The organism is Rhodococcus sp. Chr-9 (genome assembly GCF_000801125.1).
GTDB lineage: Bacteria > Actinomycetota > Actinomycetes > Mycobacteriales > Mycobacteriaceae > Rhodococcus > Rhodococcus pyridinivorans.
Window position 1 is genome coordinate 126605 of the sequence record NZ_JTIZ01000071.1, and the last position, 22511, is coordinate 149115.

The window sequence follows — 22511 nt, forward strand, 5'->3', positions numbered from 1 at the left end:
GTCAGGCGGTCACGTTCGAATCGACGAGCCGGATCCGCAGGGACTGCAGGGTGTCGTCGTCGAGACCGAGTCCGGCAGCGAAGTACTGCTCGATGGTTCCGTAGCGCGACAGCGCCTCCTCGATCGCCACCTCGAGGTACTCGCGACGCACACCGAGCAGGGGTGTGATCAGTTCCGGATCGCCGCCGAGCGATGCGAACCGGGCGAAGAAGTCGTCGAAATGCGGGAGCAGTTCGTCGTTCGTGCGCAGGTAGTCGGCAAAGACGGCTTCCTGGTCGGCGCCGGCGAACAGGAGCAGCGAGGCCGCCGCCCAGCCGGTGCGGTCCTTGCCGGCACTGCAGTGCACGAGCCCTGGAACGTCTCCGTGGGCGACGGTGCTCGCCAGGGTCCGGTACGACGCCACGGCACTCGGCAACGTGACGAACTCGCGGTAGCTCTGCCGCAGGTACTCGACAGCACGACCGTCCCCGAGTGTCTGCGCCACCAGCTCCGGGTTGGATACGAGTTCCGGCAGCGCGGCCGCGATCGATCCGCTCTGCCGGTCGGCGAGGACGTCGAGCCCGAGGTGCCGGGCACCGTCGGGGACACGATCGGGACGGCGCTGCTGTTCCTCGAGCGTGCGCAGGTCGAAAACCGTCGCGATGCTCAGGGCCTCGAGGGTCTCGACGTCGGTGTCGGTCAGGCGGCTGAGGTCCGTGGAGCGGAAGACCACCCCGGTGCGGACCACGCCGCCGAACGAACTCCGGCAACCGCCGATGTCCCTCAGGTTGACCAGCGACGGAATCGCGAAGGATTCGCCGCCGGTTACGGTCTCGTCCAGTGCATCGGCCATATCCGACAAGCTACCGTCGTCCGGCCGCGAACAGGGGGACCCGCCCCGTCATTCGTACTGCGAGGTCACCCTGTCGAGTGCGGCGACGGTCTCGTCGAGCTCGTGGGTGGTGACGACGAGCGGTGGCCGGAAGCGGATGCCACGCGTGCCCGTCCCGATCACGAGGACGTGCTCGTCGCGGTACAGCCGTCTCAGCACCTCGTCGCGGATCTCCGGAGTCGGGAGATCGACCGCGCACATCAGTCCGCGTCCCCGCGGCTCGGTGACGACCGGTCGTCGCGCGGCGATCTGCTGCAACCCCGACAGCAGGTGCGCTCCGCTCAACCGGGCGCGGTCGATCAGCCGGTCGTGCTCGACGACCTCGAGGATGCGACGGGCCCGCACCATGTCGGTGAGATTGCCGCCCCACGTCGAGTTGATCCGCGAACTCACGGCGAACACGTTGTCGGGCACCTCGTCGATACGTTCGCCGGCCATGATCCCGCACACCTGAGTCTTCTTGCCGAAGGCGACGATGTCGGGGGTGACGCCGAGCTGCTGGTAGGCCCATGCGGTGCCGGTCGTGCCGGCGCCGGTCTGCACCTCGTCGAAGATCAGCAGGGCGTCGTTCTCCCGGCACAGCTGCGCGATCGCCCGGAAGAACTCGGGACGGAAGTGGTGGTCGCCGCCTTCCCCCTGGATCGGTTCGGCGATGAAGCATGCGATGTCGTGGGCGCGTTCGGCGAAGGCTCGTCGGGCCTGCTCGAGGGCCTTCTCCTCGGCCGCGGCGACATCACGGCCCTCGACAAGATAGGGCGCGTCGATCCGCGGCCAGTCGAACTTGGGGAACCGATCGGTCTTGACCGGATCGGTGTTGGTCAGCGACAGGGTGTACCCGGTGCGGCCGTGGAAGGCCCCGGTCAGGTGCAGCACCGAACCGCCCGGGTGGGCGGACAGACCGCGGGACTCGTTGAGGCGGCTCTTCCAGTCGAACGCCACCTTGAGCGCGTTCTCCACGGCGAGCCCGCCGCCGTCGACGAAGAACAGGTGCGGGAGCGCCGGGTCGCCGAGGACGCGCACGAAGGTCTCGACGAAGCGTGCCATGGGCACGGTGTAGATGTCGGAGTTGCTGGGCTTGTTCGCCGCGACGGCGCCGAGTTCGTGCGCTGCCTCCGGATCGGTCAGCGCGGGATGGTTCATCCCGAGCGTGGACGACGCGAAGAACCCGAACATGTCGAGATAGGTCGTTCCGTCCCGGGCGTCGACGAGGCGGACTCCGCGGGAGCGGTCGAGATCGAGGACGAGGTCGAAACCGTCGGCGAGCATGTGCCGGCCGAGGATGCTGTGTACCCGGTCGGGGGCGAGATTCTCGGCACCGTCCGGGTTTCGGAATGCAGTGCTCATAACCCCACCGTACGCGAGACTCAACGGGACAAACCCGGTATCACAGCAACATTTACGGCGCAGAGGCCTATCGTTCGTAAAATGTTTGCAGAACGACGGTGCTGCGGGTGGCGACATCGGCGGTCGCCCGGATCTCCTGCAGCAACCGCTCGAGAGCGCGAGGAGACTCGACACGCACGAGGAGGATGTAGCTTTCGTCGCCTGCCACCGAATGACACGATTCGATCGCGGAGATGTGCCGGAGGCGGGCCGGCGCGTCGTCGGGTTGCGACGGATCGAGAGGGGTGATCGCCACGAACGCCGACAGCATCAGCCCGAGCGCTTCGGGATCGACGCGCGCACTGTATCCGCGGATCACGCTGCGCGCTTCGAGCCGGCGCACCCGCGACTGCACGGCCGAGACGGACAGCCCTGCCTTCTCGGCGAGCGCCGCGAGTGTCGCGCGACCGTCGGCGACCAGTTCGCGCAGCAACATCCGATCGATGTCGTCCAGCGACTCCTTCGACGAGTCGTTTCTCGAGGATTCGGGCACCAGCGCAGGGTATCCGAGCAGCAAAGGAGCTCACCGATGAATGCGACCACCGATCTCGCCGACCGCGCGGCGACCGCGCTGAGGCAGTGCGGCGCCGACGCCGTGCCCGACAGCGCCCTGCCCGCCGGCGTGACACTCGCGGTGACCAGCCCGATCGACGGCAGCGTGCTCGGGCACGTACCCGTCCACTCGGCCACCGAGGTCGATGCGACGATCACCGCGGCGGCACGGGCCTTCGAGCAGTGGCGCCACGTCCCCGCCCCGGTGCGCGGCCGCGTGGTGCGACGGCTCGGCGAACTGCTCGTCGAGCACAAGCGGCATCTCGCCGAGCTCGTCACCCTGGAGGCGGGGAAGATCCCGTCGGAGGCCGCGGGCGAGGTGCAGGAGATGATCGACGTCTGTGAGTTCGCCGTCGGTCTGTCGCGACAGCTCTACGGGCGGACGATGCCGTCCGAGCGGCCCGGGCACCGGCTCATGGAGATCTGGCATCCGCTCGGCGTGGTGGGCGTGATCTCCGCGTTCAACTTTCCCGTGGCGGTGTGGTCGTGGAACACCGCGATCGCGCTGGTGTGCGGCGACCCGGTGGTGTGGAAACCGTCGGAGACCACCCCGCTCACCGCCCTCGCCTGCGACGCGCTGCTGCGCCGCGCCGCCGCCGACGTCGGCGCCCCCGGCGGTCTCCATCACCTGCTCCTCGGCGACCACAGGGTGGGTGAGGCGCTCGTCGACGATCCCCGTATCGCCCTGGTGAGTGCGACCGGCTCCACCCGGATGGGGCGGATCGTCGGGCCGCGGGTCGCGGCGAGGTTCGGTCGCTGCCTGCTCGAACTCGGCGGCAACAACGCGGCGATCGTCGCTCCGTCCGCCGATCAGGACCTCGCCGTCCGGGGCGTCGTGTTCGCCGCAGCCGGCACGGCGGGCCAGCGCTGCACCAGCCTGCGCCGGCTGATCGTGCACCGATCGATCGCCGACGAGTTCGTCGAGCGCATCGCGGAGGCGTACTCGCGTCTGCGGGTGGGGAATCCGCTGGACGAGGGTGTCCTCGTGGGTCCGCTCATCTCCGAACGGTCCTACGAGGCGATGACCGCGGCGCTCGACCGCGCGCAGACCGACGGGGGCACGCTCGTCGTCGGCGGCGAACGGGTGGAGGTCACCGGTGGTGGCGTGTACGTCTCCCCCGCACTGGTCCGGATGCCGGCGCAGACCGAGGTGGTGCGCGAGGAGACCTTCGCCCCGATCCTGTACGTCCTCGACTACGACGACCTCGACGAGGCGATCGCCTTGCACAACGGTGTACCACAGGGCCTGTCGTCGGCGATATTCACGCTCGACCAGCGCGAGGCCGAATTGTTCCTCGCCCGATCCGACTGCGGCATCGCGAATGTCAATATCGGCACCTCGGGGGCCGAGATCGGCGGCGCCTTCGGCGGGGAGAAGCACACCGGCGGCGGGCGCGAATCCGGATCGGATGCGTGGAAGGCGTACATGCGGCGGGCGACTAACACCGTCAACTACTCGACGGAGCTGCCGCTCGCCCAGGGTGTCGAGTTCGGCTGATCCCGAACGACGTTCGTACGCCTGAACGACGACGTTCGCGGGCGGCTAGTGGTTGCGCAGTGCGTCGATCAGTTCGTCCTTCTTCATGTCGGAGTAACCGGTCATGCCCAGTTCCTTCGCACGCTTCTTCAGGTCGTCGACCGTCCAGTCGTCGTAGGAGCCGGACTTGCCACCCTTCTTCCCGACCTGCGACTTACCCTCGTTCGCAGCCGCGTTGGAGATCCGGGCCGCCTTCTCCTTGGAGGCACCGTCCTCGCGCAGGTCCTCGTACATCTTCTCGTTCTTGATCGACGGATTCGGCATCGTCTTCTCCTTTCCGTGTCCTGCGGAAGGGGTACCCGACGACACTTCACCCAATCAGAGGATCTGTGGCCTGTGACACATCCTGTGGTAGACCTGGGGCGTGTATCCAGGGAACCTGCTCGACGAACTCCGCGGGCAGCTGCCCGCCGGCGCACTGATCATCGATCCCGACATCCTCGCCGGCTACCGGCAGGACCGGGCGCAGGACCCGGACGCCGCGGTTCCCCTCGCGCTCGTACGGGCCACATCCACCGCGGACGTGCAGGCGACACTGCGGTGGGCGAACGCCCACCGGGTGCCGGTAGTGCCCCGCGGTGCCGGCACGAGTCTGTCCGGCGGGTCCGGCGGGCTCGCCGACGGGATCGTGCTCAGCACCGAGAAGATGCGGGCGATCACCGTCGACACCGCGACCCGCACCGCCGTCGCCCAGCCCGGTCTGCTCAACGTCGAGGTGAAGCAGGCCGCGGCCGAACACGGACTCTGGTATCCGCCGGATCCGTCGTCGTTCGAGATCTGCACGATCGGCGGCAACGCGGCCACCAACGCCGGTGGGCTGTGCTGCGTGAAGTACGGGGTGACGACCGACTACGTGCTCGGACTCGAGGTGGTCCTCGCCGACGGCACCGCGGTGCGACTCGGCGGTCCGCGGGTCAAGGACGTCGCGGGGCTATCGCTGACGAAGCTGTTCGTCGGCAGCGAGGGCACTCTCGGGGTCATCACCGAGGTGACCCTGCGACTCGTCCCCCCGCCGCCACCGGCGTCCACGATGGTCGCGACCTTCGCCACCGTGCAGGCCGCCGCCGACGCGGTCGTCGCGATCACCGCGGTCCTGCGACCGGCGATGCTCGAATTCATGGACAGGGCGTCGATCGGCGCGGTCGAGGACATGCTGCGCATGGGACTCGACCGCACCACCGAGGCCATGCTCATCGCACGCTCCGACGCACCCGGCAACGCGTCCGCGGAGGAGATCGAGATCATGGTGCGGGCCTGCCGCGAGGCCGGCGCCGACGACGTCTTCGCGACCGACGACCCCGAGGAGGGTGAGGCGTTCACCGTCGCCCGCCGCATGGCGATCCCGGCCGTCGAGCGCACCGGCAGCCTGTTGCTCGAGGACGTCGGGGTGCCGATCCCCGCACTGCCGGAACTGGTGAGCAGAATCGCCGATCTCGCAACCCGACACGACGTCACCGTCGCCGTGATCGCCCACGCCGGGGACGGCAACACCCACCCGCTGATCGTCTACGACCCCGCCGACGAGGACATGACGGCGCGGGCGCAGACGGTCTTCGGGAAGATCATGGATCTCGCGATCGAACTCGGCGGCACCATCACCGGTGAACACGGTGTCGGCCGGCTCAAGAAGGCCTGGCTACCCGATCAGGTGGGACCGGACGTGATGGCGTTGACCGAGCGGATCAAAGCCGCGCTCGACCCGAACGCGATCCTGAATCCCGGCGTGGTGATCTGATGACCCACACCACATCGGCTGCGGTCATAATCGTCGCGTGAACACCCGTGTGCCCCCGTCAACGACCGCCCTGCCGCTGCGCGAGACCAAGTACCGCGAGCTCGAACAGTATCCCGAGTTCGGCTCCGTCACGGCCTGGCTCCGCGACGTCGTGTCGTCGATCGTGCCCAACGCCCGCATGAGCGAATGCGAGTACTGGTCCGTCGTGTGTCTTCCCGCCGGCGAGCCGGACGACCCGCGGAAGCCGCTGGTGTCGGTGCACGCCGGCAACATGGCGGTCGCAGGGATGTTCCTCGACCTCTCCGACGGGCAGCGGAGCCTCGCCGGCTACGTCCGTGTGTCGGGGGCCGAGCTGGAGAAGGCGTCGGGTTCGACCCGCGAGCAGCTCGCGGCGGACTCCCCCGGCCTCTCCTTCATCGACGAGGGCTCCGTGGTGTCCGTGGTGTGGAGCGACGAACCCGCCGCGCGGGAGCAGTTCGAGGCGCTGCCGTGGCGGGCCCCGGCGCGGGCGCTCGTGACGGAACTGATGCGCGGCGGCCGCAACTCCTGGGCCGACGATCACTGCCGGCAGATCGCCCGGTTCGCGTACGACGACTGAGCGGGTTCACGTGCGGCGACTGAGTGGGTTCACGTGCGGCGACTGAGTGTGTCGGTCGGCGGGTAGACGATGGGATGGTGACCGACATCCTCGATCGTTTCTCCGCGCCGACCCGGGCGTGGTTCGCCGGGGCGTTCGAGTCCCCGACCCCGGCCCAGCTCGGCGCGTGGGATTCGATCTCCTCGGGAGCCCACACGCTCGTCGTCGCCCCCACCGGCTCGGGCAAGACCCTGTCGGCGTTCCTGTGGTCGCTCGACCGGCTCTCGTCCACCCCGGCCGACGAGCACGCCGCGCGCGAGCACCGCACCCGCGTGCTGTACGTCTCGCCGCTCAAGGCCCTCGCCGTCGACGTCGAGCGCAACCTGCGGTCTCCGCTCGTCGGCATCACCCAGACCGCGAAACGGCTCGGTCTGACGCCACCCGACATCACCGTCGGTGTGCGTTCCGGCGACACCTCCCAGGCCGATCGTCGCGCCATGGCGCGCACGCCACCGGACATCCTCATCACGACGCCCGAGTCGCTCTTCCTCATGCTCACCTCGTCCGCGCGGGAGAACCTCGTCGGTGTCGAGACGGTGATCGTCGACGAGGTCCACGCGGTGGCGGGGACGAAACGCGGGGCGCATCTCGCGCTGTCGCTCGAGCGTCTCGACCAGCTCCTGCGCGCGCCGGCCCAACGCATCGGGTTGTCGGCCACCGTGCGACCGCACGAGGAGGTCGGCCGGTTCCTCGCCGGTTCCGCCCCCATCCGGATCGTCGCGCCGCCCTCGGCGAAGACGTGGGATCTCGCGGTGCGCGTACCGGTCGAGGACATGACCGAACTCGGGGTTTCCGAGCCCGACGAGGAATCGTTCTCACCCACACCGCAGGCCGGGTCGATCTGGCCGCACGTCGAGGAGCAGATCGTCGATCTCATCACCGAGCACCGGTCGACGATCGTGTTCGCCAATTCCCGGCGACTGTCCGAACGTCTCACCGCCCGGCTCAACGAGATCCAGGCCGAACGCCTCGGCGAGCAGGTGGACCGCGAGGGCGCACCGCCTTCGCAGCTCGGATCGCCCACCGAGACCACCGCCGGCGCTGCACCCGTGCTCGCTCGCGCCCACCACGGGTCGGTGAGCAAGGACCAGCGCGCTCTGATCGAGGACGATCTCAAGTCGGGCCGGTTGCGGTGCGTGGTGGCGACGTCGAGTCTCGAACTCGGCATCGACATGGGTGCGGTCGATCTCGTGATCCAGGTCGAGGCTCCGCCCTCGGTGGCCAGCGGTCTGCAGCGCGTCGGTCGCGCCGGGCACCAGGTGGGCGAGACCTCACGCGGCGTGCTGTTCCCCAAGCACCGCACCGATCTCGTGCACTGCGCGGTGACCGTCGAGCGGATGGTCGAGGGACACATCGAGGCGCTGCAGGTCCCGGCGAATCCACTGGACGTGCTCGCCCAGCAGACGGTCGCGGCCACGGCCCTCGAACCCGTCGACGTCGACGACTGGTTCGACACGGTGCGGCGCAGCGGATCGTTCGCGACGCTCTCCCGCGGCGTCTACGAATCCGTCCTCGACCTGCTCGCCGGCCGCTATCCGTCCGACGAGTTCGCCGAGCTCCGTCCCCGGGTGGTATGGGACCGCACGGCCGGCACCCTCATCGGCAGGCCCGGCGCCCAACGGCTCGCCGTCACCTCCGGCGGCACGATCCCCGACCGCGGCCTGTTCACCGTGTACATGGTCGGCGAGAAGAACACGCGGGTGGGCGAACTCGACGAGGAGATGGTCTACGAGTCGCGAGTGGGTGACGTCTTCGCGCTCGGTGCCACCAGCTGGCGGATCGAGGAGATCACCTTCGACCGGGTGCTGGTCTCCCCCGCCTACGGCCGGCCCGGCCGGTTGCCCTTCTGGCACGGCGACAGTCAGGGTCGACCCGCCGAACTCGGTGCCGCGCTCGGCGCATTCCTGCGCGAGATGGGCCACGCCTCGCCGGAGGACGCCGAGACCCGCTGCCGCAAAGGTGGTCTTGACGACTACGCCACCGGAAATCTCATCCGTCTGCTCGACGAGCAGCGCACCGCCACCGGTCACCTGCCCACCGACCGAACACTCGTCGTCGAACGGTTCCGCGACGAACTCGGCGACTGGCGGCTGGTGCTGCACTCGCCGTTCGGGTTGCGAGTGCACGCACCGTGGGCGCTCGCGGTGGGCGCGCGGCTGCTCGAACGCTACGGCATCGAATCGCACCCCACCCCGTCCGACGACGGCATCATCGTCCGACTGCCCGACACCGACGACGCCCCGCCCGGCTCGGAGATCTTCGTCTTCGACACCGAGGAGATCGACGACATCGTCACCGAACAGGTCGGCGGCTCCGCGTTGTTCGCGTCCCGCTTCCGGGAGTGCGCGGCGCGGGCCCTGCTCCTGCCCCGCCGCAACCCGGGCAAGCGCGCCCCGCTGTGGCAGCAGCGCCAACGATCGGCGCAACTGCTCGACGTCGCTCGCCGCTTTCCCGACTTCCCGATCCTGCTCGAGACGGTGCGCGAGTGCCTGCAGGACGTCTACGACCTGCCTGCTCTGCGCGACATGCTCGGCAGCATCGCCCAGCGCAAGATCCGGCTGGTGGAGGTCGAGACCCCCACGGCCTCACCGTTCGCGACGTCGCTGCTGTTCTCCTATGTGGGTGAGTTCCTGTACGAGGGCGACAGCCCGCTCGCCGAACGTCGGGCCGCGGCACTGTCGCTCGACTCGACGCTGCTCGCCGAACTTCTCGGCCGGGTCGAGCTGCGCGAACTGCTCGACGCCGACGTCATCACCGAGGCCGAGCACGAACTGCAACGCCTGACCCCGCAGCGACGCGCACGCGACGCCGAGGGCGTCGCCGATCTGCTGCGTCTGCTCGGTCCGCTCACCGAGGCCGAGCTGCGCGAGCGCACCACCGACGACCCGACGTCCTGGATCGAGGATCTCGAAGCGCAACGCCGCGCGTTGCGTGTCTCGTACGCGGGTGAGCACCGATGGGCGGCGGTCGAGGACGCCTCACGCCTGCGCGACGCGCTGGGCGTGCCCCTGCCGATCGGGGTCCCGACGGTGTTCGTCGAACCGGTCCCCGACCCGCTCGGCGATCTGATCGCCCGGCACGCCCGCACCCACGGCCCGTTCACCACCGCGCAGGCCGCCGCCCGGTTCGGACTGGGCACGGCGGTCGTCGAATCCGTCCTCGGCCGGCTCGCGTCCGAGAAGCGCGTCACGGCAGGCGAATTCCGCCCGGGTGCGAGCGGATCGGAATGGTGCGACACGGAGGTGCTCCGAAGGCTGCGGCGCCGGTCGCTCGCCGCCGCCCGGCAGGACGTCGAACCCGTCAGCACCACGACCCTCGGACGATTCCTGCCCGACTGGCACCACCTCGGCACCGGCCCGGGCACGAGTGCGCTCTACGGCATCGACGGTGTCCTCACCGTCGTCGAACAACTCGCCGGGGTACCGGTGCCCGCGAGCGCCCTCGAACCGCTGATCCTCGCTCCCCGCGTGCGCGACTACACCCCGACGATGCTCGACGAACTCACCACGACCGGTGAGGTCCTGTGGTCGGGTGCCGGGTCCATCTCCGGGAAGGACGGCTGGGTGGCACTGCATCCGGCCGATCTGGCCCCGGCGAGCCTCGCTCCGGTCGACGACATCGAGCTGGGGCCGGTGCACCGGGCGATCCTCGAGTCGCTCTCGGCCGGCGGCGCGTACTTCTTCCGGCAACTCGTCGACGCCGTCACCGTCCTCCACACCACGGCGAGCGACACGACGGTCGCCGACGCCCTGTGGGAGCTGGTGTGGAGCGGGCATATCGCGGGCGACACCCTCGCCCCGCTGCGCGCCCTGATCGGCGACACCTCCCGTGCCCACCGCACCCCGCGCCGGGCGCCGCGCGCCCGGATGTACCGGGCCCGGCCCACGCTGCCGAGCCGCACCGGGCCACCGACCGTGAGCGGGCGCTGGTCGATGCTGCCCGAACGCGAGACCGACGCGACGGTCCGCGCACACACCACCGCCGAGCTGCTGCTCGAGCGGTACGGCGTGGTCACCCGCGGTGTCGTCGTCGGCGAGGGTGTGCCCGGCGGATTCGCGACGATGTACAAGGTGCTCAGCCGGTTCGAGGAGACGGGCCGGTGCCGCCGCGGTTACTTCGTCGATTCGCTGGGCGGAGCGCAGTTCTCGACACCGTCGGTCGTCGACCGTCTCCGGTCGTTCTCGGATTCGATCGAGGGCCGGCACTCGGAGACCGCGGCCGTCACCCTCGCGGCGTGCGATCCGGCCAACCCGTACGGTGCGGCACTGCCGTGGCCGAAGTCGTCGGCCGACGACGACGCGCCGCGGCACCGGCCGGGCCGCAAGGCCGGTGGACTCGTGGTGCTCGTCGACGGGGCGCTCGTGCTGTTCGTCGAACGCGGCGGACGCACGCTGCTCACCTTCGACGACGATCCGGGCCGGTTGCGCAGCGCATGCGCGTCGCTCGCTGCGAGCGTCAAACGCGGTGGTGTCGACAAGATCGTCGTCGAGAAGGTCGACGGTGAGACGATCCATGGGCACGAGTTCGCCGGATATCTTGCCGAAGCGGGATTCTCGGCGACCCCGCGCGGCTACCGGCTGAGGTTCTGACGTGCCCGAGGGAGACACCGTGTTCCGCGCCGCGCACCGCCTCCGAACGGCACTGGAGGGAAAGGTGCTCACAGAGACGGACTTCCGTGTTCCGCGTTTCGCCACGGCCGATTTCACCGGGTGCACGGTCGACGAAGTGGTCTCGCGGGGCAAGCACCTACTCGTCCGCGTCGCCGACGTCTCGATCCATTCGCACCTGAAGATGGAAGGCGAATGGCACGTCTATCCGCGCGGAACACGGTGGCGCAAGCCCGGATACAAGGCGCGCATCGTGCTCGGCACCGAGGACGTGCAGGCGGTGGGTTTCGAACTCGGCATCGTCGAGGTGCTCGCCCGTGACCGGGAGGACGACGCCGTGGGCCATCTCGGGCCGGATCTGCTCGGTCCCGATTGGGATCCCGAGCGTGCGGCGGCGAATCTCGTGCGCGACCCGGACCGTCCGATCGGGGTGGCCCTGCTCGATCAGCGCATCATGGCCGGCGTCGGGAACGTGTACCGCTCCGAATTGTGCTTCCTGCGGGGCGTCGATCCGTGGACCCCGGTCGCGCAGGCCGGGGATCCCGCTGCGTGGGTCGACCTCACGCATCGGTTGCTGGTCGCGAACCGCGACCGGACGACCCGTATCACCACCGGCGACCGTCGTCCGGGCCACAATCTGTGGGTCTACGGGCGTCGCGGGAAGCCGTGCAGACGCTGCCATACCCCGATCCGGTTCGGCGAGATCGGCACCGCGACCGATCCCGAGCGGGTGGTCTACCGGTGCCCGCGATGTCAGCCGCGCCCGGAAGGATCCCCGCCCTGATCGCCCTGTAGACACGCCGCCCTGCCGGCGTCCTCGACGAGCGCGACGCAGTGCCGGACGAGGGTGTCTCGCGACACGGCGAGGTCGCCTTCGAGGTACCTCATGAACAGGCTGGTGAGGGCGCCGACGGCACCCACGGCCACCATGTGGCGCTGTCCCTCGTCGCCACCCGGGGGTAGTTGGTCGCGGACCAGCGCGACGAAGGCCGGGGCGAGTTCGATACCGCGCCGACTGATTGTGGGTTCGCGCAGCGGGGCGAGGAGGAGCACGCGTCCCTTCGCGGGGTCGTCGACCATGAGCTCGACGAACGCCCGCACCGCGGCCTCGGCCCGGCCGAGGGTGGGGGCGGACAGTACCGCCTCGGTCAGCGCGTCGCGGGCGCGGTCGGCGACGTGGTCGTAGACCTCGCGGACGAAGGTGTCGCGGTCGGTGAAGCTCTCGTAGAAGTACCGTTCGGTGAGTTCGGCGGCCCGGCACACGGCCCTGACGTTCGCTGCCGCGCCGTCGGGCGGTCAGCCCGAAGGTGACGGATCGCCACCGTCCCACTTCTGTTTCACCCTGACGCACCCTTCCGGTAGCGGCGTCGACGAGGGCGTTCTGTGTCACGCTAGCGAGGTGTCCACGCCCTCGTACCTGTCGTCCGGACGGCGCCGCCCTCTGTCCCCGGAGTCGGCGGCCTCCCGCATCAGCGCCTACGTCTACGGCAACATCCTGGTGCTGGCCGCGCTCGTCCCCATCACGACCTCGCCCGAGTACATCGGGATCGCGATCGTGATCGGCACCGCACTCTCGACGTTCATCGCCCATGTCTTTGCGGAGTCCGTCGCCCAATCCGTTCGTTCGGGTGAACAACTCTCGCGTAGCGAACGCATCGAGGAACTCCGCGACTCCGTTCCCATCCTGTCGTCGGCGGTGTTGCCCTGTCTCGTGCTCGCCACGGCCTGGATCGGCTGGCTCGAACCCCGTACGGCCCACATCCTCGCCGAGGTCGCCGTGCTGATCCGTATCGGCTCGACCGTGTTCGTCGTGCGCCGGTTGCAGAACCGCAGACCGAATCACCGGACCGTGATAGCCGCGGTGGGAGTGGCTCTGATCGCGACGATCGTGGTCGTCGTGAAGGTCGTGCTCACGCACTGACCGTGGAAGCGGTGCCCACGCACCGAGCCCCGTCAGGCGCCGCCCGCGGCTAGGTGATGGGCACCGGCTCGAGGATCTCCGGCCGGGCCTCGGGGGCCGCCGCCCTCAGTGCGTCCGCCGATTCGTCGTCGGGTCGGTTCTGCGACTCGATCTCGGCCTCGACGCGCGCCCGGTACGTCGCGACCTCCCGGTCGATCATCGCGTCGTCCCAGCCGAGGACCGGAGCGACCAGCCGAGCCGTCTGCTCCGCGCAGTGCAGACCGCGGTGCGGGTACTCGATCGAGATGCGGGTCCGGCGCGCCAGCAGGTCCTCGAGATGCAGAGCGCCCTCGGCAGCCGCACCGTAGACCACCTCGACCTGCAGGTACTGCGGGGCATCGGTCAGCGGTTCGAGCAGTTCGGGCCGGCCCTTCGCGAGACTCAGCACGTCCTCGACGAGGGAGCCGTAGCGGTCGAGCAGATGCTTGACGCGGTAGGGATGCAGGCCGTACTGCTCGGCGAGGTGCATGGTCTGGTTGACCAGCGCGAAGTACCCGTCGGCCCCGACGAGGGGCACCTTCTCGGTGATCGACGACGCGATCCGGGCCGGGATGTCCTCGGCTGCGAGATCGACGGCGTCCTCGGCCATGACGCGGTAGGTCGTGTACTTGCCGCCCGCGATGGCCACGAGCCCCGGCGCCACCCGCGCGACGGCGTGCTCACGCGAGAGCTTCGACGTCTCGTCGCTCTCCCCCGCCAGCAACGGTCGCAGACCGGCGTAGACACCGTCGATGTCGTCGTGGGTGAGCGGGACGACGAGTACGCGGTTGACGTGGTCGAGGATGTAGTCGATGTCGGCCTTCGTCGCTGCCGGGTGCGCCAGGTCGAGATTCCAGTCGGTGTCGGTGGTGCCGATGATCCAGTGGTTGCCCCACGGGATGACGAACAGCACCGACTTCTCGGTACGCAGGATGATCGCCGAATCGCTGACGATCCGGTCGCGGGGCACGACGATGTGCACGCCCTTCGACGCGCGGACCCGGAATCGGCCGCGCTGCCGCGACAACGACTGGATCTCGTCGGTCCACACACCGGTTGCGTTGATCACCGCGTGCGCCCGCACCTCGGTGACCGAACCGTCCTCGCTGTCGCGCACCCGCACACCCGACACGCGGTCGGCCTCGCGCAGGAAACCGACGACCTGCGTCGACGTACGCACCACCGCACCGTAGTGCGCGGCCGTCCGCGCGACGGTCATGGTGTGCCGGGCGTCGTCGACGACCGTGTCGTAGTAGCGGATTCCGCCGACGAGCGAATTGCGCTTGAGACCGGGAACCATCCGCAGGGCGCCCGAGCGGGTCAGGTGCTTCTGCGCCGGAACGGACTTCGCGCCGCCGAGACGGTCGTAGAGGAAGATACCCGCCGCGACGTAGGGCCGCTCCCACACCCGATGGGTGAGCGGGAAGAGGAACTTCAACGGCCTGACCAGGTGCGGGGCCAGGGTCGTCAATGCGAGTTCGCGCTCGCGCAAGGCTTCTCGCACCAGACCGAATTCGAGCTGTTCGAGATAGCGCAGGCCGCCGTGGAACATCTTCGACGACCGGCTCGACGTGCCGGACGCGAAGTCGCGGGCCTCGACGAGAGCGACTCGCAGGCCCCGGGTTGCGGCGTCGAGCGCTGCTCCCGCCCCGACGACACCACCGCCGATGACGACGACGTCGAACTGTTCGGTGGCGAGACGACGCCAGGCGTCGGCGCGCTGTTGCGGTCCGAGGAGTTGCACACCCGATTGGTTGGTCACCGCACCTGCTCCCGTGAGTCGTCGACGTATCCCGATCAAGGGTAGTAGCTTCGGACCCGCAGCGCGCAGCGGAAGCGTTGCCGAACCGAGCCGTCCCCTTCACCCGAGGATCACCTGTGAACCAGTTCATCGCGGCGATCGACCAGGGCACCACGTCCAGCCGGTGCATCATCTTCGACCACGACGGGCGCATCGTCTCGCTCGCGCAGAAGGAACACCGCCAGTTCCTCCCGCGGTCGGGATGGGTCGAACACGACCCGGAAGAGCTGTGGCTCAACACCCGTGAAGTGGGCGCCGCAGCACTCGCCAAAGCGGATCTGCGACGCAACGACGTCGCGGCGATCGGCCTGACGAACCAGCGCGAGACCACGGTGGTGTGGGACCGCACCACCGGAAAACCGGTGTACAACGCGATCGTCTGGCAGGACACCCGCACCGACAGGCTCGTCGAGGAGCTTGCCGGCGACGCCGGGCCCGACCGCTACCGCGAGATCACCGGACTACCGCTGTCGACCTATTTCGCCGGACCGAAGGTGCGGTGGATCCTCGACAACGTCGACGGTGCCCGAGAGCGCGCCGAGGCCGGCGACCTCGCGTTCGGCACCATCGACAGCTGGATCCTGTGGAATCTCACCGGTGGTGTCGGCGACGAGGGTCAGCCCCCCGGACTGCACATCACCGATGTGACCAACGCCTCCCGGACGCTGCTGATGAATCTCGGGACACAGCAGTGGGATCCGGCGATCTGTGCCGAACTCGGCATCCCGGAGTCGATGCTGCCGGAGATCCGCAGTTCGTCGGAGGTGTACGGGCACGCCCGCGAGCGCGGACCGCTCGCCGGGGTCCCGGTCGCCGGCATCCTCGGCGACCAGCAGGCCGCGACCTTCGGCCAGGGCTGCCTGTCCCCCGGCGAGGCGAAGAACACCTACGGCACCGGCAACTTCCTGCTGCTCAACACCGGCACGACCCCGGTGCGCAGCGAGCACGGCTTGATCACCACCGTCTGTTATCGCATAGGTGACGCCCCCGCGGTCTACGCCCTCGAAGGTTCGGTGGCCGTGACCGGTTCGCTCGTGCAGTGGCTGCGCGACAATCTCGGGTTGATCCGGTCCGCCGACGAGATCGAAGCGCTCGCCACGAGCGTCCCCGACAACGGCGGGGCGTATTTCGTGCCGGCCTTCTCGGGATTGTTCGCGCCGCGCTGGCGACCCGACGCCCGCGGCGTCATCGCCGGCCTGACGCGCTTCGTCGAGAAGGGCCACCTCGCGCGGGCGGCGCTCGAGGCGACGGCCTACCAGACGCGGGAGGTCATCGAGGCGATGAACGCCGACTCCGGGGTCGACCTGCGCACCCTCAAGGTCGACGGCGGCATGGTCGCCAACGATCTGCTCATGCAATTCCAGTCCGACATCCTCGGTGTGCCGGTGGTACGACCCACCGTTTCCGAGACCACCGCACTCGGCGCCGCCTACGCGGCCGGTCTCGCCGTCGGCTTCTGGGAGGACGAGGAGGACATCCGCCGCAACTGGACCGCGGACCGCACGTGGGAGCCGGCGATGCCGGTCGACGAACGCGAGCGCCTGTTCGGCGAATGGAACAAGGCGGTCGAACGCACCTACGACTGGGCCTGAGCAGGGCGGGATCGCCGCGAATCCCGCCCCGTCCGGTGCCTAGTCCAGATCGTCGTGGCGCATCAGCTGGCGGGCGGCCTCGGTGACCGATCCGCTCAGCGACGGGTAGACCGAGAAGGTCTGCGCGAGGTCGTTGACCGACAGGTTGTTCTGCACCGCCAACGCTACGGGAAGGATGAGCTCGGACGCGGTCGGGGCGACGACCACACCGCCGATGACCACACCGGTCGCGGGACGGCAGAAGATCTTCACGAAACCGCGCCGCAGGCCGGACATCTTGGCGCGCGGGTTGGTGTTGAGCGGGAGCATGACTGTGCGGGCGGGCACCTCGCCCTTGTCGATCGTCGCCTGACTGACACCGACGGCGGCGATCTCGGGACGCGTGAACACTGCGGCCGCAACGGTTTTCAGCTTGATGGGGCTCACGCCTTCGCCGAGCGCGTGGTAGATCGCGATGCGGCCCTGCATGGCCGCGACCGACGCGAGCGGCAGCAGTCCGGTGCAGTCGCCCGCGGCGTAGATGCCGGGGACGGCGGTACGGGAGACGCGGTCGACGGGAAGGTAACCGCCCCGGTCGAGTTCGAGCCCGACCCTGTCGAGACCGAGATCCCGGGTGTTGGGCACCGAGCCGACGGTCATCAGCACATGGCTGCCCTCGACGATGCGGCCGTCGGCGAGGAGCACGCGGACGCCGTCCTCGGTGCGTTCGACCCGGTCGGCGCGGGCGTGCTTGACGAGGGTCACACCGCGCTCGGTGAGGACGTCCTCGAGCACGAGAGCCGCGTCCTCGTCCTCGTGCGGCAGGATCCGGTCGCGGCTCGACACGACGGTGACCTGCACGCCGACCTCGGTGTAAGCGGAGACGAACTCGGCGCCGGTGACACCCGAACCGACGACGACGAGGTGCTCGGGAAGCTTCTCGAGGTCGTAGAGCTGACGCCAGGTGAGGATCCGCTCACCGTCCGGCTCCGCGCCCGGCAGGACACGCGGGCTCGCGCCGGTGGCGATCAGCACGACGTCGGCGTCGAGCACCTTTTCCTCGCCGGTCAGCAGCTTGGCGCGCACCTGATGGGCGGCCATGCCGGGCTGCGCGTCGACGAGTTCGCCGTAACCGGAGAACAACTTCACCCCGGCGGCCTCGAGCTTGGTGCGGATGTCGGAGGACTGCGCGCGGGCGAGGCTCTTCACACGGCCGTGCACCTGCGGCAACGACACCTCGGCACGGTCGAGTTCGATGCCCAGGTCGGCGGCGCGGCGCATGTCGGTGCGCACGCCGGTCGAGGCGATGAAGGTCTTGGAGGGGACGCAGTCGAAGAGCACGCAGGCGCCACCGATCCCGTCCGAATCGATCAGTGACACCGTCGCGCCGTACTGGGATGCCACCAGCGCCGCCTCGTATCCTGCGGGGCCGCCGCCGATGATGACGATCCGGGTCATTGTTCTCCTCTGTATCGATTCCGAAGGGTGCCGGGTCGGGCTGCACGTGAGCGCCTGGTGGGCACACACGTGGTCTCAACGCTATGCCAATGCCCCCACCTCGCGCACAGGGACCGGTGGACCCGGCACGCAACGGCCCCCGATAACTCCTCGTCCGTCCCTGCGCCGCCCCTCCGACGACTCCGGTGGACGACGGGTTAGCCTTATCCTCGTGCCGATCTACGCCGCCTACGGGTCCAACATGCATCCGGAGCAGATGCTGACGCGCTGCCCGCATTCGCCGATGGCGGGAACCGGGTGGTTGCACGGTTGGCGACTGACCTTCGCCGGCGCCGACATCGGCTGGGAGGGCGCCCTCGCGACGGTCGTCGAGGATTCGGACGCGAAGGTGTTCGTCGTGCTCTACGACGTGCCGGAGGACGACGAACGCAGCCTCGACCGCTGGGAGGGAGCCGAACTCGGTTTCCACCGCAAGATCCGCGTGCGCGTCGACACGGCCGACGGTCCGGTCCTCGCGTGGCTGTACGTCGTCGACGGATACGAGGGCGGCCTGCCGTCGGCACGCTATCTGGGCGTGATGGCCGACGCGGCCGAGATCGCCGGGGCCCCCGCCGAATACGTTCGGGATCTGCGTACCCGCAACAGTCGCAATGTGGGTCCGGGGCGTCCCGACGGCTTCTAGACGCCGGCCTTCCTACCCTCCGGGATAGAAGGGCACCGGTCGCCGGACGCTCACCGTCACCGGGTCGCCCGCCTGCAGACCGTGCAGGGTGGTGCACAGGGCACGGACGGCGATTCCCATCCCCTCGACCCGCACTTCGCTGTGTGCGCCGCCGAATGCCGTGTCGCGCACAGTGAACGATCCGGCAGCAGGGCACTTCGTCGGCGCTGCCCCGACTTCGATCTGTTCCGGTCGCAGCAGGACGCGGCCCACGCCGTGTCCGGGTGAGACGAGCTGAACCTTCCCGAGCGGGGTCTGCGCGCAGTCGCCGAACGCCTCGGCCTCGAGTACGATCGCCTCCCCCACGAACTCGCCCACCGCGACGGATGCCGGCCTCCCGTAGACCTCCTCGGGCGAGCCCACCTGGGCGATCCGGCCGTCGAGCATCACCGCCAGCCTGTCGGCCATGGCCAAGGCCTCCGTCTGGTCGTGGGTCACGAGCACCGCCGCGACCGACTGTTCGCGCAGCAGCGTACGGACATCCGCGCGCAGACTCGCGCGCAGACCGGCGTCGAGCGCGCTGAACGGCTCGTCGAGCAGGACCACGGACGGTCGCGGTGCCAGTGCACGAGCCAGAGCGATCCGCTGCTGTTGCCCGCCGGAGAGCGCGCTCGGCTTACGGTGCCCGACTCGCGGAAGACCGACGAGATCCAGTAGCTCCTCGACCCGGCGTCGATGTTCCTCCCGCGCACCTCCGCGCCACGGCCGGTTCGCTCGCCCCAGACCGTAGCCGATGTTGCGCGCCACGTTCAGATGCGGGAACAACGCGCCTTCCTGTGGCACGAGGCCCACCCCGCGACGTTCGGGTGGCACGTCGGTCACGGTCACGTCGTCCACGGAGATCCGTCCCGACGCTGCGGGATGCAGCCCAGCCGCCACTCGCAACAGCGTGGTCTTGCCGCCACCCGACGGTCCGAGGACGGCGAGCAGATCGCCGCGCGGCACGTCGAGGGTCACATCGGTGACGACTTCGGCGGCGCCGTATCGCGCGGATACATTCTCGATGGTCAGACCGGTCACTCTTCGCCTCCACTTTCCGCGCCGACCCGGCCGCGCAACAGACGTCCCAGCACGAGCGACGGCAGTGCCGCGATGAGGACGAGGATCACCGCATAGGGTGCTGCCGAGCCGTACGCGAGGGTTTCGGTATGTCGCCACATCCCAGTCGCGAGGGTGTCGTGCCCGATGGGGACGAGCAGCAGCGTCGCAGGCAGTTCCTTGGCGATGGTCAGGAATGCCAATGCCGCACCGGCGACCACGCCGGGTGCGGCGATCGGGATCGTCACCCGCAGTCCGGTGAGCAATCGTCCGGAACCGAGAGTCGCGGACGCATCTTCGAGACCCCGGGGGATCGCGGCGATTGCCGCATGGATCGACCCCACCGCGAGAGGGAGGAACAGGACCGCGTAGGCGATCACCAGCATCGGGGTCTGCTGATACCACTGCGGGAGCAGTCGGATGCCGAAGAACACGAGCGCCAGACCGACGGTGATGCCGGGCAGCGCGAAGCCGATGTAGGCGGCGCTCTCGGTGAAGCGCGACAATCGGGAGCGCGACCGTGCGGCGTAGATGCCCACCGGAAGTGCGAGCACCGTGGTCAGCAACGCACCGAGCGCGGACACCCACAGAGTGTAGGTGGTGGCGGTCCAGATACCGGACCAGTCGACCGCGATCTGCTGTGACCTCCACAACCAGCGGGCCAGGCCCGCGACCGGAACTCCCACGCTCACGACGAGCAGAGCGGCGAGGAAGCCGATCGCCGGCCATCGCCGTGAGCCGAGCATCACGGGTTCGGCCGTGCGCGCGGTACCGGATCCGATCCGCGCGGTGGCGCCGCGGCGCGCGCTCCGTTCGGCGACCGTCAGCACCACGGCGATCGCGACCAGCACGAGGCCGAAGACAGCGGCGGGCGTGCGATCGAGAAGTCCCCGGTAACTTCCGTAGATCGCCAGGGTGAACGCTTCGTAGCGCATCAATGCGACGGCGCCGAAATCGCTGAGCGTGTAGAGCGCGACGAGCAGTCCGCCCGCCGCCGCGGTCGGCCACACCTGCCGCAAGGTGACGGTGAGGATGGCGGTCAGCCGGGACCGGCCGAGAGTGCGGGCCACTTCCTCGAGCCCCGGGTCGGCCGAGGCGAGTGCCGCCGCCACAGGCAGATAGACGTAAGGAAAGGACGCGCAGGTCAGGACGAGGGCAGCACCGACGAAACCTTCGAGCGCGGGGAACTGGGCGATCCAGACGAAGCCCGACACGTACGAGGGGATCGCCAAGGGCAGACTCAGGGCCAACGCGAACCAGCGACGGCCGGGGAGATCCGTGCGGGTCGTCAACCATGCGGCGGCGAGCCCCAGGATCAGGCATGCCACCGTGACCGTCACGGCGAGCGCGCCGCTGCGCCACACCAGTTCGAGAGTGCGTGGACGGAACACGAGCGAGACGACCCGTTCGGGTCCGTCCGCGAACGCGCGCATCACCAGGTGCGCGACGGGTGCGAGCGCGAACACGGCAACACCCAGCGCGGCCGTGGCCAGGATCGGCCGGCCGCGTCGGGTACCGACGCGCGGCGTCGCGAGGGTGATCAGATGAATTCCAGTTCCTGCAGGAGCGCCTGTGTTTCGGCCAGGGACGCCAGTTCGGCCAGTTCGATGTCGGAGGTCCCGATCTCGGAGAGCGGGCGCAGGTCGGTCTGGGTTTCGGTCCCCTCGACGACCGGATACTCCGCGGTCTCGTCGGCGAAATAGGTCTGCGACTCGGGCGAGAGCAACGCTGCCACGAACTGCTCGGCCTGCTCGCGCTGGTCGGTAGTGGCGAGCACCGCGGCGCCGGCGATGTTCACCAGGGCACCGGGATCGCCCGCGTCGAAGAAGTGGAGCTGCACGGCAAGGTTGTCGGCGCCCTTCTCGTCCGCGAGCCCGTACCAGTAGTAGTGATTGGTGAGGCCGAGGGTCACCTGGCCGGTGTCGACGCCCTCCATGAGAGGTCCGTTGCCTTCGAAGGCGACCGGTTCGTTGGCCTTGAACGCCTCGAGCCATTCGCGGGCACCGTCCTCGCCCCGGGAGACACGGAGTCCGGTCACGAACGACTGGAACGACGCATTGGTCGGCGCGAAGCCCACCTGGCCCTTCCACTTCGGGTCGAGGAGCCCGTCGATCCCGCTCGGCAGGTCCTGCGGCTGCACCTTGTCGTCGTTGTAGACCAGGACGCGAGCCCGTGCAGAGGTGGCGACCCAGGTGCCGTCCTCCGCGCGGTAGTTCTCGGGCACCTGATTCGTCACACTCGCGGGCAGCTGCTCGAGCAGACCCGAACGGTCGAGCAGACCGAGCGCGCCGGCATCCTGGCTGAAGACCACATCGGCGGGCGATGCGGCACCTTCTTCGACGAGCTTGCCCGTGATCTCCGGCGTGCCGCCGTAGACGACGTCGATCGGGAAACCGAGAGTGCCTTCGAGTTGTTCGACGAGCGGGCCCACCAGGTTCTCGCTACGCCCGGAATAGAGCGTGAGCGCCTCCCCGTTCGAAGCGTCCGGGGTGGTGTCGTCCGAGCCGCTGTCGCTGCACGCGGCGAGAACGGCGAGAACGGCGACGAGCGTGGCTGCCGTCAGCCCTGCGCCGATCCGGTGTCGAAGGGACATCGATTCCTCCTGGTATGGGTGAGCTCACACATCCTACCGTTCAGGTAAGCCTGAGCTTATTTCGGGCT

17 protein-coding genes and 1 pseudogene are annotated in these 22511 nt (G+C 69.2%); 8 read left to right on the forward strand and 10 right to left on the reverse strand.

Annotation, left to right across the window (positions count from 1 at the left end; translation table 11 throughout):
- Nucleotide 1 precedes the first annotated feature (1 nt).
- The 3 genes from QR64_RS08120 to QR64_RS08130 form a co-directional block, all read right to left on the reverse strand.
- Nucleotides 2-832: a tyrosine-protein phosphatase gene (locus QR64_RS08120; protein WP_006550166.1), complete on the reverse strand. Its 831-nt coding sequence runs from the start codon at nucleotides 830-832 to the stop codon at nucleotides 2-4.
- A gap of 48 nt (nucleotides 833-880) precedes the next feature.
- Nucleotides 881-2215 (reverse strand): L-lysine 6-transaminase, encoded by a 1335-nt coding sequence (gene lat / locus QR64_RS08125; protein ID WP_006550165.1) that lies wholly within the window; start codon nucleotides 2213-2215, stop codon nucleotides 881-883.
- Nucleotides 2216-2282: 67 nt separating this feature from the next.
- Entirely contained in the window at nucleotides 2283-2747 is a 465-nt protein-coding gene (locus QR64_RS08130) for an Lrp/AsnC family transcriptional regulator (protein WP_016934244.1), read from the reverse strand.
- Nucleotides 2748-2783: 36 nt separating this feature from the next.
- Here QR64_RS08130 and QR64_RS08135 point away from each other — a divergent pair, with 36 nt between their 5' ends.
- Nucleotides 2784-4304 (forward strand): aldehyde dehydrogenase family protein, encoded by a 1521-nt coding sequence (locus tag QR64_RS08135; RefSeq protein WP_039584829.1) that lies wholly within the window; start codon nucleotides 2784-2786, stop codon nucleotides 4302-4304.
- Nucleotides 4305-4349: 45 nt separating this feature from the next.
- Here QR64_RS08135 and QR64_RS08140 read toward each other — a convergent pair whose 3' ends face one another.
- Nucleotides 4350-4607, reverse strand: a complete 258-nt coding sequence (locus QR64_RS08140; protein ID WP_006550162.1) for a Rho termination factor N-terminal domain-containing protein — start codon at nucleotides 4605-4607, stop codon at nucleotides 4350-4352.
- A gap of 100 nt (nucleotides 4608-4707) precedes the next feature.
- On the opposite strand from QR64_RS08140, the gene QR64_RS08145 reads away from it, so the two are divergent.
- The 4 genes from QR64_RS08145 to QR64_RS08160 all read left to right on the forward strand — a co-directional run bounded on the left by QR64_RS08145 (nucleotide 4708) and on the right by QR64_RS08160 (nucleotide 12106).
- On the forward strand, nucleotides 4708-6078 hold the full coding sequence (locus QR64_RS08145) for an FAD-binding oxidoreductase (protein WP_039584830.1): 1371 nt from the start codon (nucleotides 4708-4710) through the stop codon (nucleotides 6076-6078).
- 37 nt (nucleotides 6079-6115) lie between these two features.
- Entirely contained in the window at nucleotides 6116-6676 is a 561-nt protein-coding gene (locus tag QR64_RS08150) for a hypothetical protein (RefSeq protein WP_006550159.1), read from the forward strand.
- A 74-nt stretch (nucleotides 6677-6750) separates the two neighbouring features.
- On the forward strand, nucleotides 6751-11304 hold the full coding sequence (locus tag QR64_RS08155; protein WP_039584831.1) for an ATP-dependent helicase: 4554 nt from the start codon (nucleotides 6751-6753) through the stop codon (nucleotides 11302-11304).
- A 1-nt stretch (nucleotide 11305) separates the two neighbouring features.
- Nucleotides 11306-12106 (forward strand): DNA-formamidopyrimidine glycosylase family protein, encoded by an 801-nt coding sequence (locus QR64_RS08160; RefSeq protein WP_039584832.1) that lies wholly within the window; start codon nucleotides 11306-11308, stop codon nucleotides 12104-12106.
- Here the strand turns inward: QR64_RS08160 and QR64_RS08165 are convergent.
- A pseudogene (locus QR64_RS08165) lies at nucleotides 12076-12615 on the reverse strand (TetR/AcrR family transcriptional regulator); the annotation flags it as partial. The gene QR64_RS08160 and the pseudogene QR64_RS08165 sit on opposite strands and share 31 nt — an antisense overlap.
- Nucleotides 12616-12721: 106 nt before the next feature.
- Here QR64_RS08165 and QR64_RS08170 point away from each other — a divergent pair.
- Nucleotides 12722-13243, forward strand: a complete 522-nt coding sequence (locus QR64_RS08170; RefSeq protein ID WP_039584833.1) for a hypothetical protein — start codon at nucleotides 12722-12724, stop codon at nucleotides 13241-13243.
- Nucleotides 13244-13292: 49 nt separating this feature from the next.
- Here the strand turns inward: QR64_RS08170 and glpD are convergent, their stop codons facing one another.
- Nucleotides 13293-15023, reverse strand: a complete 1731-nt coding sequence (glpD, locus tag QR64_RS08175) for a glycerol-3-phosphate dehydrogenase (RefSeq protein WP_039584835.1) — start codon at nucleotides 15021-15023, stop codon at nucleotides 13293-13295.
- A gap of 116 nt (nucleotides 15024-15139) precedes the next feature.
- Between glpD and glpK the strand changes: the two genes are divergently transcribed.
- Nucleotides 15140-16654: a glycerol kinase GlpK gene (gene glpK / locus QR64_RS08180; protein WP_006550153.1), complete on the forward strand. Its 1515-nt coding sequence runs from the start codon at nucleotides 15140-15142 to the stop codon at nucleotides 16652-16654.
- Between the two features lie 39 nt (nucleotides 16655-16693).
- Here the strand turns inward: glpK and QR64_RS08185 are convergent, their stop codons facing one another.
- On the reverse strand, nucleotides 16694-18091 hold the full coding sequence (locus tag QR64_RS08185; RefSeq protein WP_006550152.1) for an NAD(P)H-quinone dehydrogenase: 1398 nt from the start codon (nucleotides 18089-18091) through the stop codon (nucleotides 16694-16696).
- 211 nt (nucleotides 18092-18302) lie between these two features.
- Here QR64_RS08185 and QR64_RS08190 point away from each other — a divergent pair, with 211 nt between their 5' ends.
- On the forward strand, nucleotides 18303-18773 hold the full coding sequence (locus QR64_RS08190; RefSeq protein WP_006550151.1) for a gamma-glutamylcyclotransferase: 471 nt from the start codon (nucleotides 18303-18305) through the stop codon (nucleotides 18771-18773).
- Between the two features lie 12 nt (nucleotides 18774-18785).
- Here the strand turns inward: QR64_RS08190 and QR64_RS08195 are convergent, their stop codons facing one another.
- The 3 genes from QR64_RS08195 to QR64_RS08205 form a co-directional block, all read right to left on the reverse strand.
- Nucleotides 18786-19832, reverse strand: coding sequence for an ABC transporter ATP-binding protein (locus tag QR64_RS08195; protein ID WP_006550150.1), 1047 nt, complete (start codon nucleotides 19830-19832; stop codon nucleotides 18786-18788).
- A complete protein-coding gene (locus tag QR64_RS08200; protein WP_200360225.1) occupies nucleotides 19829-21283 on the reverse strand; it encodes an ABC transporter permease in 1455 nt (484 codons plus the stop codon). The genes QR64_RS08195 and QR64_RS08200 overlap by 4 nt, the downstream gene beginning before the upstream one ends.
- A gap of 107 nt (nucleotides 21284-21390) precedes the next feature.
- The gene (locus QR64_RS08205) at nucleotides 21391-22443 is read right to left on the reverse strand and encodes an iron ABC transporter substrate-binding protein (protein WP_039584837.1); all 1053 of its coding nucleotides are present in this window, start codon (nucleotides 22441-22443) and stop codon (nucleotides 21391-21393) included.
- Between the last annotated feature and the right edge of the window lie 68 nt (nucleotides 22444-22511).

Bases quoted from the DNA above. Each gene is read 5' to 3' on its own strand.
- QR64_RS08140 (WP_006550162.1), bottom strand. From the start codon at position 4,607: ATGCCGAATCCGTCGATCAAGAACGAGAAGATGTACGAGGACCTGCGC.
- lat (WP_006550165.1), bottom strand. From the start codon at position 2,215: ATGAGCACTGCATTCCGAAACCCGGACGGTGCCGAGAATCTCGCCCCC.
- QR64_RS08185 (WP_006550152.1), bottom strand. From the start codon at position 18,091: ATGACCCGGATCGTCATCATCGGCGGCGGCCCCGCAGGATACGAGGCG.
- QR64_RS08205 (WP_039584837.1), bottom strand. From the start codon at position 22,443: ATGTCCCTTCGACACCGGATCGGCGCAGGGCTGACGGCAGCCACGCTC.
- QR64_RS08200 (WP_200360225.1), bottom strand. From the start codon at position 21,283: ATGCGCGCGTTCGCGGACGGACCCGAACGGGTCGTCTCGCTCGTGTTC.
- QR64_RS08155 (WP_039584831.1), top strand. From the start codon at position 6,751: ATGGTGACCGACATCCTCGATCGTTTCTCCGCGCCGACCCGGGCGTGG.
- QR64_RS08135 (WP_039584829.1), top strand. From the start codon at position 2,784: ATGAATGCGACCACCGATCTCGCCGACCGCGCGGCGACCGCGCTGAGG.
- QR64_RS08120 (WP_006550166.1), bottom strand. From the start codon at position 832: ATGGCCGATGCACTGGACGAGACCGTAACCGGCGGCGAATCCTTCGCG.